Genomic DNA, 18,041 nt, shown 5'->3' with positions numbered 1-18,041 from the left:
ATGACCTTTCGTTGTCGGGCAGAATCAGGCGTGTCATCACATGTAACACCGGGCAGTGACACTCTGGGAGTCGTCGCGATTATGGAGGGGTGAGGCACCGCGTGGGGGAGCGTTCCCGGCTGGCGCAGGCGGACTCGGGTGAGCAGCCGTGGCGGGCGTGGGGGCCCTACCTGGCCGAGCGGGCGTGGGGCACGGTCCGGGAGGACTACAGCGAACACGGCACGGCCTGGGACTACTTCCCGCACGACCATGCCCGTTCCCGTGCCTACCGGTGGAACGACGACGGCATGGCCGGCATCTGCGACGACCGGCAGACGTTCTGCTTCGGTCTCGCCCTCTGGAACGGCCGTGACCCGATCCTCAAGGAACGCATGTTCGGGCTCGGCGGCGACGGCGGCAACCACGGCGAGGACGCCAAGGAGTACTGGTGGTATCAGGACTCCACGCCCACCCACTCGTGGATGAGCTGGCGCTACCACTACCCCCAGGAGCCTTTCCCGTACGACCAGCTGGTGCGCGTCAACGGCCAGCGCTCGCGCGAGGAGTCGGAGTACGAGCTGGTCGACACCGGCATCTTCGACGACGACCGGTTCTGGGCCGTCACCGTCGACTACGCCAAGGCGTCCCCGCGCGACATGTGCGTGGCGATCACCGTGTCGAACCGCGGGCCCGAGGCCGCCTCGCTGCACGTGCTGCCCACGCTGTGGTTTCGCAACACCTGGTCGTGGGGCCTGCCCAACCGGCCCGTGCCCGTGCTGAAGGGGAGCCCGGGGCGGCTGGCGGGCCGGCACCGCACGCTCGGCCACATCGTTCTTGCCGGTTCCGGCGACGCGGCACCGCTGCTGTGTGACAACGAGACCAACGCCCAACGCCTGTGGGGCCAGCCCGGCAAGAGCCTGTATCCCAAGGACGGCATCAACGACTATCTGGTCTCGGGTTCGCCCACCGTCAACCCGGCCGGCGAGGGCACCAAAGGGTCGTTGCACTACGTGGTCACGCTGGGCCCGGGGGAGAGCCGGACCATCCGGCTCCGCCTGACCCAGGAGGACGAGGAGATCGGCCCGCTCGACCTGGGTGACGGCTGGTCCGACGTGATGCGCGCGCGGCGCGCGGAAGCCGACGAGTTCTTCACCGACCTGATCCCCGCCGCGGCCTCCGCCGAGGAGGCGGCCGTGGCCCGGCAGGGCATCGCCGGGCTGATGTGGGGCAAGCAGTTCTACCACTTCGACGTCAAGCAGTGGCTCACCGGCGACCCCGGCTCGGCGCCCCCGCCGCCCGGCCGGCGCTACGGGCGCAACAACGCCTGGTGGCACATGAACAGCTTCGACGTCATCTCCATGCCCGACCCGTGGGAGTACCCGTGGTACGCGGCGTGGGACCTGGCCTTCCACACCGTGTCGATCGCCCGCGTCGACCCCGCCTTCGCCAAGAGTCAGCTGCTGTTGCTGCTGCGCGAGTGGTACATGCACCCCAACGGGCAGATCCCCGCGTACGAGTGGTCCTTCGCCGACGTCAACCCGCCCGTGCACGCCTGGGCCGCGCTGCGCGTCTTCGAGATCGACGGCGGGCGCGACCACGATTTCCTGGCCCGGATCATGCACAAGCTGCTGCTCAACTTCACCTGGTGGGTCAACCGCAAGGACGTGGGCGGCAACAACGTGTTCGAGGGCGGCTTCCTCGGGCTCGACAACGTGGGCCCGTTCGACCGCTCGGCCGCGCTGCCCGTGGCCGGGGTGCTCGAACAGTCCGACGGCACCGGCTGGATGGCCATGTACGCGCTCAACCTGCTCGACATGGCGGTCCGGCTGGCCCTGCACGACCGCACGTACGAGGACATGGCGACGAAGTTCTTCGAGCACTTCGCGTACATCGCCGAGGCCGCCTACCGGCAGGGCCTGTGGGACGAGGAGGACTGCTTCTTCTACGACCAGCTGCGCCTGCCCGACGGTCACAAGCTGCCGCTCAAGGTGCGCTCGATCGTCGGCCTGCTGCCGCTCGCGGCCACCACCCGCCTGTCGGCCGGCACCCTCAACCGGCTGCCCGAACTGCACGCCCGGCTCCGCTGGCTGCAGGCCTCGCAGGGCGAATACGCCGACGTCATCAGCGCGCGCCGGATCTCGCCCGAGGGCCGCCAGCAACGGCTGCTCTCGATGGTGGGGCAGGACCAGTTGCTCCGCGTGCTGGCCCGCATGCTGGATCCGGAGGAGTTCCTTTCCCCGTACGGCATCAGGACCCTGTCCCGCAGCCACCTGGAGAAGCCGTTCACCGTGTCGCTCGGCGGCTCCGACTTCACCGTCGGCTACGAGCCCGCCGAGTCGACGAGCGGGCTCTTCGGCGGCAACTCCAACTGGCGCGGCCCGGTCTGGATGCCCGTCAACTACCTGCTGGTCGAGGCCCTGCGCGAATACGCGGACTTCTTCGGCGACGACATGAAAGCCGAATATCCCACGGGTTCGCAGCGCAAAGTGCCGCTGGCCGAGGTGGCCGACGACATCTCCCGCCGGCTGATCTCGCTGTTCCTGCCGGACGACACGGGTCACCGCCCGATCTACGGCGCCAACCACATCCTGCAGACCCACCCCGACTGGAAAGACCTGATCGTCTTCCCCGAGTACTTCCACGGCGACAACGGGGCCGGCCTCGGCGCCTGGCACCAGACCGGCTGGACCGCCCTGGTCGTCGACCTGATCCTGACCCTGCGCCGCCGATGATGGTTTAGCCGCGCCCGCGCCGGGGGTACACAAAGGACATCAACGAACTGCTCCTGACGGGGAAGGAAGCTCCGATGTCCCAGATGACCTCCCGCCGCACCGGCTCCGTGACCGGCGCCCGCGTCTGCACCATCATCGCTTTCGTGCTGGCCGCGCTGGCCGTGCTGTTCCTCCCGCCGGTGCTCGGCCTGGCCGCCGTGGTGCTGGGCCTGGTCGGCGGCTACCTCGGCGACCGCCCCCTCGGCTGGTACGCCGCCGCCGCCGGCGTCGCGGGCGCCGTCCTCGGCATGGTCCTGGGCGCCATCATCCTGAACGCCTCCTGACCGCGTCCGTCCCGAACGCCCGGCTCCGCGCGGAGCCGGGCGTTCACCTTGTCCGTGCCGGCGCGATGACGGTGATGCGGCCGGACCTCAGGAACGCGTCCACTTCGTAATCGGTGAGCTTCTCCCCGTTGCCCGCCCGCCACGGGAAGATGCCGGCCGCATTCTTGACGTACCAACGGTCGAGGGTTCCGTCGTGCGCAACCGTGCCGTTGCTCAGATCCGCAGACCTTACGGTAGTGGTCACAGTCTCGGCTCCTCCGTGGTGAGCCGGACATCCGGCCGCGCCGGGCCGGCACTGGCTCAGCTCCGAGGCACGACGATAACGGCCCGAGCCGCACCTCGACGGCGTACCGGCGTTTCGTCACCCCGTCGGCGGATCATGCCGGGACGTTGCCGCCGGCGTCCGAGCGTCCGGCAATCCCGGCTGAACGGCTGAGCCCCGGCCGTACGACGCGGGCCCTGACGCTTCTTATGATCTGGCGGTGCAACCTGCTGTTTCTCCCGGGCCCAAGCGGACTCCTACCTGGTGGTGGTTTCTCGTTCCCACGCTGACGTGTGGTTTCGGGGCCTGCGTGATGGTCTTCATCGGGGGCTATCGCCTGAAGTCGCGGGCTCACATGGCCGCGGGGGTCGGCTATCTGCTGGTGACCGTCGCCTTCGTGTGCGGGGCCGGGCTCACGGCGCCGGCGGATTCGACCGCCGATCGCGGGACGGCGTACGACCTCGCGATGGCCGCGTTCCTGCTCATCGTGTGGCTGGGAGGCACCCTGCACACCCTGTTCCTGCAGCTCAAGGTGGCCAAGCAGGCCCCGCCGACCGCGGCCGACCGGCACAGCGACGCGGCGGTGGCGGCCGCGCAGTGGCGGGTGCAGCGGCGGGCCGAGGCCCGCGAACTGGTGCGGGCCGACCCCGGCCTGGCGTGGGAGTTGCGGATCGGGCGGCCCGACATCCAGGGCCGGCAGTACGACGACGGCGGGCTGGTCGACGTCAACCACGTGCCGGCCGCCTGGCTGGCCTACTCGTTGCAGATCCCGCAGCCGCTGGCCGACGAGATCGCCCAGCAGCGTGGCCTGCGGCAGGGTTTCACCAGCCCCGACGAGCTCATCGTCTACTGCACCGCGATGACACCGGAACGGATGGCCGTGATCCGCGACATGCTGCTGTTCCGCCCGCTCTGAGGGATGGCCGCCGGGTTCATAGGATCGGTGCATGGAATTCGGTGTCGGTTACTTCCCCACGCACGACGGTCTGCGGCCCGGTGAGATCGCCCGGCGGGTCGAGGAGCGCGGGCACTCCGCGCTGTTCTTCGCCGAGCACACGCACATCCCGGCCGCCCGGGAGACGCCCTGGCCCGGCGGTGACCGGCTGCCGCAGAAGTACTGGCACACCTACGACCTGTTCGTGGCGCTGACCGCGGCGGCCGAGGCGACCAGCCGGCTGCGGGTGGGCAGCGGCGTCTGCCTGGTCACCGAGCGCGACCCGATCACGACCGCGAAGGAGGTCGCCAGCGTCGACCATCTCAGCGGCGGGCGGTTCGAGTTCGGTGTCGGGCTGGGCTGGAACCGCGAGGAGATGCGCAACCACGGAACCGATCCCCGCGTACGGGTTCCGGTCATGACGGAGCGCATCCAGGCCATGCGCGAGATCTGGCGCCACGACGAGGCGACCTTCCACGGCCGGTACGTGAACTTCGACCGGATCTGGTCGTGGCCCAAGCCGGCCCAGCGCCCGCACCCGCCCATCCTGATCGGGGGTGGCGGCCCGACCGTGCTCGACCGGGTGCTCGCGTACGGCGACGGCTGGTTCCCGCAGTGGCGCGACGAGAACGTGTTCGAGCGGATCGTCGAGCTGCGCGCCCGCGCCGACCGTTACCTGCAGGTACAGATGCTCAGCGTGCCGCCCGACCCGAAGGCCCTGGAACGCTGCGAGCGGGCCGGGATCGACCGGGTGTCGGTGTGGCTGCCGTCCGGGCCGTGGAGCATCGTCGAGCCCGCCCTCGAGAAGTGGGAGGCGGCCATCGGCGAGCTGACCGGGCGGTGACCCCGGCCGAACGGTTCGCCTCCGTGCCCGTGGCCCGGCTGGCCACCGCCGGGCCGGACGGGATGCCGCACCTCGTGCCGATCGTGTTCGCGTTCGCCGGCGAGCGGATCGTCTTCGCGGTGGACGGCAAACCGAAACGGTCGCGGGCACTGCGGCGGCTGGCCAACATCGCGGCCGATCCGCGGGTCAGCGTGCTCGCCGACCACTACGAGCAGGACTGGTCGCGGCTGTGGTGGGTGCGCGCCGACGGCACGGCCCGGATCATCGAACGCGACGACTCGTACCGGACGGCTCTGCAGGACCGCTATCCGCAGTACCGCGAGATACCCCCGGCCGGGCCGTTCGTGGAGATCACGGTGGAGCGCTGGTCGGAGTGGGTCAGCCACGCCTGAGCGCGCGCAGCTTGCCGGGGTTGGCCACGTTGTAGACGGCGCGGATCAGGCCGCTCTCGTCGAGGTCGAACGTCAGCGTGGCCACCACGCGGCCGGCCCCGGTGAAGAGCACGCCCGCCGTCCCGTTGAGCTCGACCACCTCGGCGCGCATGTCGGCCGGAGCGATTCCCTCGTACGGGGAACCGGCGACCGCGGCCATCCAGGCGGCCACGCGCGGCGCGCCCGAGACGGGTTTGCGGGCTTGGCGGACCTTGCCGCCGCCGTCGGTCCAGAGCGTGACGTCGGGGGCGAGCACCTGCAGGAGCCCGTTGATGTCGCCGCCGGCCGCCGCGGCCAGGAATCGGTCGGTGACGTCGCGCTGATGCCGCTGGTCGGCGCGGAACCGGGGCCGACGCGCCCGCACATGCTCGCGGGCCCGGTGCGCGGACTGGCGCACCGCCTGCTCACTCCGGTCGACGGCGGCCGCGATCTCCCCGTACGGGAAATCGAAGATGTCCTTGAGGACGAACACCGCGCGCTCGATCGGGCTCAGGGTCTCCAGCACGACCAGCAGGGCCGTGGAGATGTCGTCCTTCTCGGTCGGCTCGGGCAGCCACGGCCCGATGTACGTCTCGCGCTCGTGGCGGGCCGCCCGCAGCTGATCCAAGGCCTGACGGGTGACGATGCGGGCCAGGTACGCCTTGGGGTCGGCCACCTCCGATCGGTCCGCCGCCGACCACCTGAGCCAGGCCTCCTGCACGGCGTCCTCGGCGTCGGTGGCCGAGCCGAGGATGCGGTAGGCGACGGCGAACAGCAGCCGCCGATGCTGATCGAAGGTGCTCATCGGGTGAACCGGCCCCCGCGCGGCCACCACGACGCCGAACCCGGATGTCTGACCATGCGGGCGAAGGTCGGCCACGGCGACGCGCTCACCGTCTCCTTGTACCGGACGGCGGCGCGGCCGGTCAGGTAGCCGCGGCGCGGGCTGTCGTCGGGGTGGGTGAACTGCACGATCGCGTCGCGGCGGCCCAGGCTGATCGGCGTGTGGTAGTAGCCGAACCGGAACGGCCGCGGCTCCCGGCCGTCCAGCTCGCGGGCGATCGACAGCGCGGCGTGGACCCCGGTCGGCATCCCACCCTGACACGTGCCGTGCAGGACCCCGTAGCGCTGCCGGACGGCGGCGGCGTCCCCTACGGCGTACACATGGGGGTGGGACGTCGATCGCAGAACCGGGTCGGTGACGATGCGGCCGCGCTCATCGACCGCGAGCCCCGCCGCGGCGGCCAACGGCGAGACCCGGGTCCCGGCCGTCCAGACAATCACGTCGGCGTCGTCCGGGAGCACCTCGACGATGTCGGCGCCGGTTTCCACCCGTACGCGCAAACGGGTCAACGCGGCCCGAAGACAGGACCGGGCCTTGGGGGTCAGCGTCGCACCCGGCTCGTCGCGGCCGCGCAGGTGGACGGTCAGGTGGGGGTGGCTCTCGGCGATCTCGGCGGCCGTCTCGACGCCGGTCAGGCCCGTGCCGCAGACCAGAACCGTGCCGGTCCTCAGGTCGCTCAGACGCGCGGCCAGGGACTGCGCATCGGCCAGGCTGTCGAGCGTGTACGCGTGCTCGGCCGCCCCGGGCACGTCGCTCGTGTCGGCCGTGCTGCCCAGCGCCCAGACCAGCGTGTCGAAGTGGAGGGTGCGCTCGTCGTCGACTCGGACGGTACGCGCGTCGGCGTCCACCGCGGTGACCCAGCCGGGGAGGAAGGTGAGACCTGCGGTGGCGGCGAGCCCGGCGATGTCGAAGTCGGCCGTGGCGTGGCCGGCCGCGGTGGAGTGCAGGCGCAAACGCTCGGTGAAGCGGGACGATGCATTGATCAGGGTGATGCGGACGCCCGGGGTCTTACGGGTGCGGCCGGCCAGGTTGGTGGCGGTGGCCAGGCCGGCGTAGCCTGCGCCGAGCACGATGATGTCAGTCATGCCCGCGGGACGGAGATCGTCGGGGCAACCGTGACAACAAGTGGTCCACGTCACACCGACGACGCTGCGGGTGCCGCCAGTGACAGCCGACCCTACGGCCGACCCCGACCCGCCGGCATGCCTCGCTGGTACCGACACCCTGCGCCGCCAAATCCAAATACACCTGCCGCTGCGCGGCTTCATCCGGGCCACCGGCACGATTTTCCGACACCCGTCAACACCTCGTTCGACACGGGTGTTGCAACGATCCCTTGAACCCGAGGGGCGAGGCGATCTTGGACGGGGTGCGGGCACTCGGCTGTGGAGGATCCGGGACTGTGGACAACGACACGGGCGTCCCGGCGCTGTGTTGTCTAGTCGGTGAGGTCGCGGCGGATCGTCCAGAGGGCGGCCGCCAGGGCGAGCGTGGTCCAGCCGGCGAAGAACAGCAGGCCGAGCGGGTTGTTGCCACCGGCGGCGCTCATGAACGTCGTGAACGGCAGGGGCTGCTCGAAGCGGAACGCCAGCCCCTCGGCGAAGACGAACCACGTGCCGTAGCCGATGAACAAGGGGACCGGGCGGCGCAGCAGCGTGCCGCTGGCCACGCCGAAGACGGCGAGGAACGGCACCGCGGCCAGGGTGCCCGCGAACTGGGCCAGGTCGCCCGCCAGGATGGTGGTCACGCCGCTCACGGCCGTCATCACCAGGCCGATCAGGGTGGCGGTGAGGCACTGGGCGAGCAGGGCGACCCAGCGCCGGGGCCGGCCCAGGAACAGCAGCATCGCCGTACGGTGCTGGTAGTGCTGGGTGGTGGTGACGACCGCGGTGCCGAAGACGCCGAGCGCCACGAAAAGCGACCAGAAGTCGACGCTGAACAGGGCGAACGACATGCCGAGGACCATCGCGGCGCCGATCGAGATCCAGTTCGACGGGACGGTCAGGGTGCGGTGCAGCTCGCTGCGCAGCACGGCGATCATGCGGCGGCCGCCAGGTCGAGGAACAGCTTCTCCAGGCTCGGCGTCTCCACCGTCAGCTCGTACAGGGGAACTTGGACGTGCAAAGCGAGCTCGCCGGCGTCCTCGGGGCTGATCCCGGTCACGAACAGCACGCTCCCGTCGGTTCGCACCGTTGCGCCCACCTGCTCGAACGCCTGCCACAAGCGGTGCGGGTCCCGCCCCCGTACGCGCAAATGGGACTCGAACGACAACGGCTCGGCCAGCCTGACCCGGCCGCCGGCGATGATCACGACGTCGTCGATCAGCAGCTCGAGCTCGGCCAGCAGGTGGCTGGAGATGAGCACGGTGCCGCCCGCCGCGGCGTGGTCGCGCAGCAGCCCGCGCAGCCAGGCCATGCCGGACGGGTCGAGGCCGTTGGCCGGTTCGTCCAGCACCAGCACGGGCGGCTCGCCGAGCAGGGCCGTGGCCACCGCGAGCCGCTGCCGCATGCCCAGCGAGTAGTCGCCGGTGCGCATGGTCGCGGCGTCGGCCAGGCCCACGTATTCCAGCAGGTGCTCGGTGCGCTGCTTGCCGACCCCGCCCAGCAGGGCCTGGGTGTGCAGGTGGCCCCGCCCGGTCTGCCCGGGGTGCATCAGGCCCTGTTCGAGCACGGCGCCGACCTGCCGCAGCGGATCGGTCAGGTCGCGGTAGCGCTGCCCGTTGATCAGCGCGCGGCCGGAAGTGGGCCGGCTCAGCCCGAGCAGCATGCGCAGGGTGGTCGTCTTGCCCGAGCCGTTCATGCCGAGGAAGCCGGTGACGCGCCCGGGGGCGGCCGTGAAGGTCACGTCCCGTACGGCGTCCATCTGGCCGAACCGTTTCGTCAGCGCCTGGGTCTCGATCATTGCCGAGCATTATGACGGTGCGCGTTGAGTACGCAAGCTCAACCACTTTCCCCGGGGGCCGACAAGGATCGGTTCCATGACGTACCCCTGCCCGCACTGCGGCGCCCCGGCCTCGCCGGAGAGCGGCTGCCCGTCCTGCGGCCGCGGCCCCGACCCGGACGCGATCGAGGTCGTCCGCGCGGACGCCGAGATGGCCGAGCTGAACCGGCAGCTGATCCCGGCCCGGCTGGCCGTGGCCGACCTGGAGGCGAAGCTCGCGCAGGTGTGGAACCGGCGTCAGGCCGCCGCGATGCGGGTGCGGGCGCAACTGCCCGCCGCCGCCCCCGTGCGGGAGAAGGAAGTTTCGAACCGCCTCGTGCAGAACACCCTGTACGTCCTCGGCGGTCTGCTGCTGGGCGTGGCCGCGATCGTGTTCACAGCGGTGGCCTGGGCCCAGTTCGGGGTGGGCGGGCGGGCCGTCGTGCTGGCCGGGTTCACCGGCGCCGCCCTGGCCGTGCCGTTCCTCGCGCTGCGCCGCCGGTTGACGGGCACGGCCGAGACGTTCGCCGCGATCGGTCTGCTGCTGATGCTGCTGGACGGGTACGCCGCCTGGTACGTCGACCTATTCGGCGTGGCCGGCGGTTCCGGCTGGGGTTATGCGGCCGCGGTGTTCGCCGTGACGGCCGCCGTCGCCGCCGGTTACGAGCACCTCACCGGGCTGGCCGGCCCGCGCTTCGCCGCCCTGCTGGCCGCCCAGCCGGTGCTGCCGCTGCTGGTCGCGGCGGCCGCGCCCGGCCCGGTGGTGTGGGGCTTCACCTTCGCCGCGGTGGCCGCCCTCGACGTCGCCGTGCTGGCCGTCCGGCGCGGCGGTCTGGGCCTGGCCGCGGTGCTCGTGGGCAGCCTGGCCGCCCTCACCGCGGCCGGGATCGCCGTGACCACTTTGTTCGACACCGAGGACCCGGGGCCGGCCGTGGGCCGGGGCGCGGTGCTGCTGACCGCGGCGCTCGTGGTGCTGGCCGGGGCCCTGGTCGCCGCGGCTCCCGTGGCCCGGCAGATCGCGGACGGCCTGGTGGTCGTGGCGCTGGCCGTCGCCGTGGGCCGGGTGGCCGTGCTGCTGGCGCCGGCCGAGGTCAACGCCCTGCCCGTCGTGGCTCTGGTCGTCCTGCTGATCGCTGTGCTGGTCGTGGTCGTGCCGTGGGCCGGGCTGGGCGCCCGCATCGGCGCCGGGGCCGCGCTCGCCGCGCCCGCCGTGTTCGCCTTCGGCTGGGCCGTGGTCGAGGCGTTCCGGACGCTGCTGGCCGCCCATTTCGACGAGGCGCAGCCGCGCGCGGGCTGGCCCCTCCCGATCGCGCTGGCGTTGCTCGGCGCGGCCGTGGTCCTGCTGGTTCCCGCGGCCTGGCGGCTGTTCGCGGCGCTGGCCGCGGCCGGCCTGATCGCCCTCACCGGCCTGCACCTGCCCTGGTGGGGCGCCCCGATCGTCGAGCTCGTGGTCGTCGCGGCGGCCCTGGCGGTGGCGCTGCGGGTCAGCCGGGCCGCCGTGTTCGTCGCGCTGCCGCTCGTCGTGCACGCCGTCGCGACCGGCCTGGCCGAGCCGGGGGTGGCCGCGGGCGTCTTCGCCGCCGTGGCCGCGCTCGGCTGCACCACCGCGGCCCTGGCCCGCGACGACCTGCGGACCGCGAACCTGCTGACCGGTCTGCTGGCGGTGCCCGCCGCCGCCTGGACGGGGGCGGCCGCGCTGACCGACGACCTCCTGCCGCAGGCGCTCGCCGTCCTGGCCGCCTCCGCCCTGATCACGGTGGTCCGGAGGTGGCCGGCCGAGGTCGCCGCGCACACCGGCGCGACGTTCGCGCTGCTGCTCGTCATCAGCGATGGCGAACAGGCCGCCATCGTGTGCGGTCTCTGGGGTCTGGTGCTGGCGGTGCGGGCGCGCCGCCCGGGCTACCTGCTGGCCGCCGTGGCCGCCGAGGTGATCGCGGGGCTCCTGGTGCTCGCCAGCAACGGCGTCACCACGCTGGAGGCGTACACCGTGCCCGCCGCCGCGGTCGCCCTGCTGGCCGGCGTGCTGTTCGGCCGGGGCAGCTCGAGCTGGGCCGCCTACGGCCCCGCGCTGGCGGCCGCGCTGCTGCCCAGCCTGGCCTCGGTGTTCGCGGCCGACGGGCAGTACTGGCGGCGTCTGCTGCTCGGGGTGGCCGCGGTGGCGGTCCTGGTCGCCGGGGCGGCGTTCCGGCTGCGGGCGCCCGTGCTGGCCGGTGGCGGTGTCCTGGTCGCCCTGGCCCTGCACGAGCTGGCCCAGCTGTGGGACCTGATCCCGCGGTGGATCCCGCTGGCCACGGCGGGCCTGCTGCTGGTGCTGATCGCGACCACGCTCGAGCGCCGCCGCCGTGATCTGCACCGGTTTCGCACCGTGCTGCAGAAAATGAGCTGACCAGCGTCCTCAACAACCGCCACCGTGCGCCGATCAGTGGGGCTCAACCAAACCCCCACGTAAGGATCGGAGCACGATGTCGGCCAAGCGCATACAGGCGTGTTTCGGTGCGTGGGTTGTCGCTCTCACCGTCGTCTTCTACACGCTGCCGCAGTTCAGCATGTACACCTGGGCGACGATCGGGCTGTCGGCGTCGGCCATGGTGCTCGTCGGCATCCGGGTGCACCGGCCCTCACGCCGGCTGCCCTGGTTCCTGCTGTCGGCGGTCGTGGCCAGCTTCACGCTGGGCGACACGACCTACAACGTGCTCACCGACTTCCTCGGCGACGCGAACCCGTTCCCGTCCCTGGCCGACCTGTTCTACCTGGCCGTCTATCCGATGCTGGCCGCGGCGCTGCTGGTCTTCATCCGTGCCCGCTCGGGCACCGACAACCGCGCCGCCCTGCTCGACGCCCTGGTGCCGACGGCCGGCATGGGCCTGCTCTCGTGGGTCTTCCTGATCTCCCCGTACGTGCACGACACCGACCTGACGTTCCTGGAGAAGGCGGTCTCGGTCGGCTACCCGCTCGGTGACGTGCTGGCGCTGGCCATGTTCGCCCGCCTGCTGACCGCCGGTGGCCGCAAGCCCGCCGCGCTGACCGTGCTCGTCGTGGGCGTCTCCAGCCTTCTGGTCACCGACGTCCTGTACGGCCTGCGCCAGCTGGCCGGCACGTGGCAGGTCGGCGGCCCGGTCGACGCCGGCTGGGTGCTGTTCTACACCGCCATCGCGATGTCGGCCCTGCACCCGTCGATGCGCGAGCTGACCTTCAGCGAGCGCGTCGTGCCGAGCATGGCGGGCGGCCGCCGCCTGGCCATGATGTCGATCGCCGCGCTGATCGCCCCGGCCGTGCTGTTGATCGAGGACCTGGGCGGCGGGGTCAAGGACGCCCCGATGATCGCCACCGCGTCCGGCGTGATGTTCCTGCTCGTGATGGCCCGCGTGGCCGGGCTGATGCAGTCGCAGCGCGAGACCGCGGCCCGCGAGCGCACCCTGCGCCTGACCGGGGCCGACCTGGTCGCGGCGAGCAGTGTCGTGCAGGCCGGGGCCGCCCTGCGCCGGGCCATCGCCGACATCGTGCCGGCCGGCGAGGACTACCGCTTCTTCATGCGCGGCGTCGACGCCGACCCGGGCACCCCGACCGGCGTCATGTCGACCAGCCTGGTCTGGCTGGCCGACCTGCCCGCCCCGGTCCGGGCCGAGCTGGGCGACTTCGACTGGGTCCTGCGCGCCGAGTCGATCGCCGCCGGCCGTACCGCCGACGGCCCGCCCCGCCGCCACCAGGTCTACCTGTCCGGCTCGGAGGAGCTGCTGACCGCGCTCGAGCCGTCCTTCGAGGCGCTGATGGCCCAGGGCACCATGGCCGTGGAGCGCATCAACCTGACCGACGAGGTCAACCGGCGCAGCAGCGAGGACTACTTCCGCGCGCTGATCCAGAGCGCCTCCGACGTGATCCTGATCGTCGGCGACGACGAGACCATCCGGTACGCCAGCCCGTCCGCCCTGCCGGTCTTCGGGCGCACCGACCTGGTCGGCATGCCGCTGTCCCGGCTGATCGCGGCCACCGACCACGCCGAGCTGCGGCACCTGCTCGACCAGGTGCGCGGCGGCCGCGGCCCGCGCGACGGCGTCGACCTGACCGCCATCTCCGGCGACGACCTGCTGCTGCAGGTCGAGTGCACCTGCCGGGACCTGCGCGACGAGCCCGCCGTGGACGGCCTGGTCGTCACCATCCGCGACGTCACCGAGCGCCGCCGCCTCGAGAACGACCTGGCCCACCAGGCGTTCCACGACGCGCTGACCGGCCTGGCCAACCGGGCCCTGTTCCAGAACCGGCTCGAGCACGCGGCCACGTTCGCCGCCGAGCGCCGGCACGAGGTGGCCGTCCTCTTCGTCGACCTCGACGACTTCAAAGAGGTCAACGACAGCCTGGGCCACGCCGCGGGCGATCAGCTGCTGACCGTCGTGGGCCGGCGCATCACCGAGGCGGTCGGGCCGATGAGCACCGTGGCCCGCACCGGCGGCGACGAGTTCGCCGTGCTGATCGACCACGTCGGCGGCGGCGACGAGCCCGAGCGGATCGCCGAGCTGATCGTGGCCGTGCTGGCCCAGCCGATCGAGGTCATCGACGCCACCGGCGCCACCCACCTCGTCAACGGGGCGGCCAGCGTCGGCCTGGCCACCAGCGGCGAGGCGGCCGGGATCAGCGAGCTGCTGCGCCGGGCCGACGTGGCCATGTACGGCGCCAAGACCGAGGGCAAGAACACCTGGCAGCGCTATCAGGACCAGATGCACGAGGCGATGCTGCGCCGGCTCGAGATGCGTTCCGCGCTCAACGAGGCGGTCGCGGGCGGCCAGATGCGCCTGCGCTTCCAGCCCATCGTCGACCTGCCCACCGGTGAGGTGGCCGGCCTGGAGGCGCTGGTGCGCTGGCAGCACCCGGCGCGCGGGCTGCTCGGCCCCAACGAGTTCATCGAGCTCTCCGAGGAGAACGGCTCGGTCGTGGCGATCGGCGGCTGGGTACTGCGCGAGGCGCTGCGCACCTTCGCCGAGTGGCGGCACACCGAGTTCGGCAGCCACATGCGCTACGTCAGCGTCAACGTCTCGGCCCGGCAGTTCCGTACGCCCGGCTTCGTCGACGAGGTGCGCTCGGTGCTCGCCGACACCGGCGCCCGGGCCGAGTGGCTGCTGCTCGAGGTCACCGAGAGCCTGGTGCTGCACGACGCCGACCAGGTGTGGCGCGACCTCGGCGAGCTGCGCGCGATGGGCGTGCGGATCGCCATCGACGACTTCGGCACCGGCTACTCGTCGCTCAGCTACCTGAGCCAGATGCCGGTGGACGTCCTGAAGATCGACAAGTCGTTCATCGACGACATCCTCGACAGCCGGCAGCAGATGGCGCTGGTCGAGACCATCGTCAACCTGGCCCGCACGCTCGAACTGTCGGTCGTGGCCGAGGGCATCGAACTCGACGGGCACCGCGCCGCACTCAAGGCGATGGGCTGCTCGTACGGCCAGGGCTACCTGTTCTCCAAGCCGATCACCTCCGACGAGTTCCAGGACTACCTGCGCTCGCGGCACTCCGCAGTCTCCCTCTAAAAGGTCCTCCACCCCTTGGGCACCACCTCGAAAGGAACACCATGAACAACGCTCCCACCCCTGGTGACGGTCTCGAGTTCGTCAAGCGCGACGGACGCTGGGCCGACCTGGAGCGGCTGCGCAGCGGCAACCCCATGTACGACGCCACGATCGAGGAGGTCAAGGGCCGCCGGATCCGCGTCGGCGACCACTGGCTGGCCGACTTCGCGTCGTGCAACTACCTCGGCTTCGACCTGGAGCCCGAGATCATGGACGCGATCGCCCCCGAGGTCGCGCGCTGGGGCACCCACCCGAGCTGGTCCCGTCTGCTCGGCAACCCCGCCCTGTACCCGCAGATCGAGGAGAAGCTGACCGCGCTGCTCGACGCGCCCGACACGCTGGTGCTGCCGACCATCACGCACATCCACATGTCGGTGCTGCCGATCCTGGCCGGCAAGGGCATGGTCTTCCTCGACTCGCAGGCCCACAAGACGATCTACGACGGCTCCATGTACGCCCGTGGGCTCGGCGCGACGGTCGTGCGGTTCCGCGCCAACGACCACGAGCACCTGCGCGAGCTGCTCAAGGCCGCCCCGGCGGGCGTGTCGAAGATCGTGGCGATGGACGGCGTCAACAGCATGACCGGCAACGCCCCCGACCTCAAGGCGTTCGCCGCCGTGGCCCGCGAGTACGGCGCCCTGCTGTACGTCGACGACGCGCACGGTTTCGGCGTGATCGGCGAGCGGGCGGCCAACGAGAAGAGCCCGTACGGCCTCAAGGGCAACGCCATCGTCAAGTACTCGGGCGAGACGTACGACAACGTCGTGCTCGTCGGCGGCTTCTCCAAGTCGTACTCGTCGCTGCTGGCCTTCCTGGCCCTGCCGACCTGGCTGAAGAACCACCTCAAGGTGTCGGCCCCGCCGTACCTGTACTCCGGCCCGGCCCCGACCGCGTCGCTGGCCACCGTCAACGCCGGCCTCGACCTCAACGAGAAGCGCGGCGACGACATCCGCGCCGACCTGTACCGCAAGACGATGAAGGTGCTGGACCACGTACGGGGCCTGGGTGTCTTCACCCCGAACACCGGCACCACCCCGGTGATCGAGCTGCCGCTGGCCGAGGGTGAGGACATCGACGCCGTCGGCAAGCTGCTGTGGGACCGCGGCATCTACGTCACGCTGGCCGCCTACCCGCTCGTGCCCCGCGACCAGGTCGGCTTCCGGGCCCAGGTGACGGCGGCCAACGACGACTCCGAGCTCGACGAGCTCAACGCCGTGATCACCGAGCTGCACGCAGCGGGCAAGCTGCGCCGCGTCGAGCAGTGATCTTCCGCGGTCCACTGGCACCGCTGCGGCACCGCCAGTTCCGGCTCCTGTGGACCGGGATGAGCGCCTCGCTGGTGGGCGACGGGGTCCTCCTCGTCGCCCTCGCGTGGCAGGTCTACGACCTGTTCGGCACGCCCGCGGCCATGTCGGCGGTGGGCGTCGCCCTCTCCCTGCCGCAGGTGGCGACGCTGCTGTTCGGCGGAGTGATCAGCGACCGGCTCGACCCGCGCCAGGTCATGCTGGGCTCCGACCTGATCCGCCTCGCGGTGATGTCGGTGCTGGCCACGCTGAGCCTGACCGGCCAGCTGACCTCGCTGTGGCAGATCCTCGCCCTGACCGCGGTCTACGGCGCGGCGGCGGGTTTCTTCGGCCCGGCCTTCGACGCCACCGTGCCCAAGCTGGTGCCGGCCGAGGACCTGGTGGCGGCGAACTCGCTCGACCAGTTCGTCCGCCCGGCCGGGGCGCAGATCTTCGGGCCGATGCTGGCCGGCGCGGTGATCGCGGTCGGCGGCTCGGGCTGGGCGTTCGCCGTCGACGCGGTCACGTTCGCGCTGTCCGTGGCGTGCCTGCTGCTGATGCGGCAACTGCCGCTGGCGGCGGCCGGGACGAGCCACGAGCCGGCCGAGTCGATCTGGCAGGAGATGAAGTCGGGCATCCGCTTCGTCCGCAGCCAGGTGTGGTTGTGGGGCACGTTCCTGTCGGCCACGTTCACCTACCTGCTGTTCGTGGGCCCGACCGAAGTGCTTCTTCCGTACGTGGTCAAGCACGAGCTCGGCCTGACCGCGTCCGCGCTGAGCCTGATCCTCACGTCGGGCGGCATCGGCGCGATCGCGGCGGCCGTCACCGTGGGCTGGATCGGCATCCCGAAGCGGTTCATGTCGTACACGTTCGGCGTCTGGGCCGTCGCCACGCTGGCCGTGGCGGGCTACGGCGCGGCCAGCCGGACGTGGCAGCTCGCCCTGGCCTGCGTGCTGGTCAACGGCCTGGAGGCGGCCGGAACGGTGGCCTGGGCGACCACCAAGCAGCGGTTCGTGCCCGAGCACATGCTGGGCCGGGTCTCCAGCGTCGACTGGTTCGTCTCGACCGCGCTGCTGCCCCTGTCCTACGCCCTGGCCGCGCCGGTCGCCCACTGGATCGGCGTACGCCCCACCCTGATCGGCGCCGGCGTGCTGGGCGCGGTCGTCACCATCGGATTTTTGTTCCTGCCCGGCATGCGCCGCTTGGAGGAGAACGCCATGTACGAACCCCGCCACATGTCCGACGACGAGGAACCGGCCACGTCGGCCGACTACGAGCCGCGGCACCTGGTCTACATCGAGCACCCGGCCCCGGCCCCCGCGCCCGCCTTGGCTCCGGTTTCCGCTACGGCTTCGATACCCGCCCCGGCCTCCCTTTCCGGCCCGGTCTCCATGTCCGCCCCGGCCGCCTCCGCCCCGGCCGCCTCCGCCCCGGCCGACGGTGACGCCCCGGCCGACGTCGACGCTCCGGCCGACGTCGACGCTCCGGTCGCGGCGGATCGCGAGGCGGTCCCGGTATGACCACCGGCGGACCCGCCCAAGCCGTGCACGACCTGAGTGAGGCCTTCGCCGCCCGCGACCTCGACGCGGCTTTGGCCTGCTTCACTCCGGGCGACGATGTCGGCTACGCCGGCTCGGAACTCACCGAGACCGCCGCCGGCCGCGCCGCCCTGACAGCTCTGCTGGGCAAGGTCCTCCGCCGCCCCGAGGCCTACTCGTGGAAGGCCGGCGACGTCGTCGTCCACGATCTCGGCGACCACGCATACGTCTTCGCCGAGGCAACCGGCACCGCCCACCCCGACGGCGGCGTCGAAGAGAACTTCCCCTACCGGGTGTCGGGTCTGGTGGAGCAGGTGAACGGCCGCTGGCTCTGGCGTCACTGCCAGGGCGGCGAACCGTCCGCCTGAGACCCGGCACCCCGCGGTGAGGGATCGGGGGAAAGCGGCCGGCC

General features: G+C 71.7%; 15 protein-coding genes. 10 read left to right on the top strand and 5 right to left on the bottom strand.

Translation table 11 applies throughout. From position 1 onward, the window contains the following. The first annotated feature begins 89 nt into the window (after nt 1–89). Both BKA14_RS20880 and BKA14_RS20875 read left to right on the top strand, forming a co-directional pair. Nucleotides 90–2,711, top strand: a complete 2,622-nt coding sequence (locus BKA14_RS20880) for an MGH1-like glycoside hydrolase domain-containing protein (protein ID WP_239092962.1) — start codon at nt 90–92, stop codon at nt 2,709–2,711. A gap of 74 nt (nt 2,712–2,785) precedes the next feature. Continuing rightward, nucleotides 2,786–3,034, top strand: a complete 249-nt coding sequence (locus tag BKA14_RS20875; protein WP_184952594.1) for a hypothetical protein — start codon at nt 2,786–2,788, stop codon at nt 3,032–3,034. Nucleotides 3,035–3,077: 43 nt separating this feature from the next. Here BKA14_RS20875 and BKA14_RS20870 read toward each other — a convergent pair whose 3' ends face one another. After that, the gene (locus BKA14_RS20870; RefSeq protein WP_184952593.1) at nt 3,078–3,278 is read right to left on the bottom strand and encodes a hypothetical protein; all 201 of its coding nucleotides are present in this window, start codon (nt 3,276–3,278) and stop codon (nt 3,078–3,080) included. Between the two features lie 328 nt (nt 3,279–3,606). Here BKA14_RS20870 and BKA14_RS20865 point away from each other — a divergent pair, with 328 nt between their 5' ends. Genes BKA14_RS20865 through BKA14_RS20855 form a run of 3 tightly spaced genes read left to right on the top strand, consistent with a single transcriptional unit; the run spans nt 3,607 to nt 5,466 of the window. Beyond that, nucleotides 3,607–4,212: a hypothetical protein gene (locus BKA14_RS20865; RefSeq protein WP_184952592.1), complete on the top strand. Its 606-nt coding sequence runs from the start codon at nt 3,607–3,609 to the stop codon at nt 4,210–4,212. A gap of 31 nt (nt 4,213–4,243) precedes the next feature. After that, nucleotides 4,244–5,074, top strand: coding sequence for an LLM class F420-dependent oxidoreductase (locus tag BKA14_RS20860; protein ID WP_184952591.1), 831 nt, complete (start codon nt 4,244–4,246; stop codon nt 5,072–5,074). Next, the gene (locus BKA14_RS20855) at nt 5,071–5,466 is read left to right on the top strand and encodes a TIGR03668 family PPOX class F420-dependent oxidoreductase (protein WP_184952590.1); all 396 of its coding nucleotides are present in this window, start codon (nt 5,071–5,073) and stop codon (nt 5,464–5,466) included. Before BKA14_RS20860 ends, BKA14_RS20855 begins: the two co-directional genes overlap by 4 nt. Here BKA14_RS20855 and sigJ read toward each other — a convergent pair. From sigJ to BKA14_RS20835, 4 genes are all read right to left on the bottom strand, one after another. After that, nucleotides 5,453–6,289 carry an RNA polymerase sigma factor SigJ gene (sigJ, locus tag BKA14_RS20850; protein ID WP_184952589.1) on the bottom strand — a complete coding sequence of 279 codons (837 nt, stop codon included), beginning with the start codon at nt 6,287–6,289 and terminating at the stop codon, nt 5,453–5,455. The genes BKA14_RS20855 and sigJ overlap by 14 nt on opposite strands. Then, a complete protein-coding gene (locus BKA14_RS20845) occupies nt 6,286–7,413 on the bottom strand; it encodes an NAD(P)/FAD-dependent oxidoreductase (RefSeq protein ID WP_184952588.1) in 1,128 nt (375 codons plus the stop codon). The genes sigJ and BKA14_RS20845 overlap by 4 nt, the downstream gene beginning before the upstream one ends. 353 nt (nt 7,414–7,766) lie before the next feature. Then, nucleotides 7,767–8,369: a hypothetical protein gene (locus BKA14_RS20840; protein ID WP_184952587.1), complete on the bottom strand. Its 603-nt coding sequence runs from the start codon at nt 8,367–8,369 to the stop codon at nt 7,767–7,769. Then, nucleotides 8,366–9,229: an ATP-binding cassette domain-containing protein gene (locus BKA14_RS20835; RefSeq protein WP_184952586.1), complete on the bottom strand. Its 864-nt coding sequence runs from the start codon at nt 9,227–9,229 to the stop codon at nt 8,366–8,368. The genes BKA14_RS20840 and BKA14_RS20835 overlap by 4 nt, the downstream gene beginning before the upstream one ends. Before the next feature lie 76 nt (nt 9,230–9,305). Between BKA14_RS20835 and BKA14_RS20830 the strand changes: the two genes are divergently transcribed. The 5 genes from BKA14_RS20830 to BKA14_RS20810 all read left to right on the top strand — a co-directional run bounded on the left by BKA14_RS20830 (nt 9,306) and on the right by BKA14_RS20810 (nt 17,997). Continuing rightward, the gene (locus BKA14_RS20830) at nt 9,306–11,633 is read left to right on the top strand and encodes an SCO7613 C-terminal domain-containing membrane protein (protein ID WP_221477285.1); all 2,328 of its coding nucleotides are present in this window, start codon (nt 9,306–9,308) and stop codon (nt 11,631–11,633) included. A 76-nt stretch (nt 11,634–11,709) separates the two neighbouring features. Continuing rightward, entirely contained in the window at nt 11,710–14,769 is a 3,060-nt protein-coding gene (locus BKA14_RS20825; protein ID WP_184952585.1) for a putative bifunctional diguanylate cyclase/phosphodiesterase, read from the top strand. Between the two features lie 41 nt (nt 14,770–14,810). Next, a complete protein-coding gene (locus BKA14_RS20820) occupies nt 14,811–16,073 on the top strand; it encodes an aminotransferase class I/II-fold pyridoxal phosphate-dependent enzyme (RefSeq protein WP_184952584.1) in 1,263 nt (420 codons plus the stop codon). Beyond that, on the top strand, nt 16,070–17,611 hold the full coding sequence (locus tag BKA14_RS20815; RefSeq protein WP_184952583.1) for an MFS transporter: 1,542 nt from the start codon (nt 16,070–16,072) through the stop codon (nt 17,609–17,611). The genes BKA14_RS20820 and BKA14_RS20815 overlap by 4 nt, the downstream gene beginning before the upstream one ends. Further along, nucleotides 17,608–17,997 (top strand): nuclear transport factor 2 family protein, encoded by a 390-nt coding sequence (locus tag BKA14_RS20810; protein ID WP_184952582.1) that lies wholly within the window; start codon nt 17,608–17,610, stop codon nt 17,995–17,997. The genes BKA14_RS20815 and BKA14_RS20810 overlap by 4 nt, the downstream gene beginning before the upstream one ends. The last annotated feature ends 44 nt before the right edge of the window (nt 17,998–18,041 follow it).

Source organism: Paractinoplanes abujensis (assembly GCF_014204895.1).
Classification (GTDB): domain Bacteria; phylum Actinomycetota; class Actinomycetes; order Mycobacteriales; family Micromonosporaceae; genus Actinoplanes; species Actinoplanes abujensis.
Note: the sequence above shows the minus strand (reverse complement) of the source record. Positions and strands in the feature narration are given on the sequence as shown.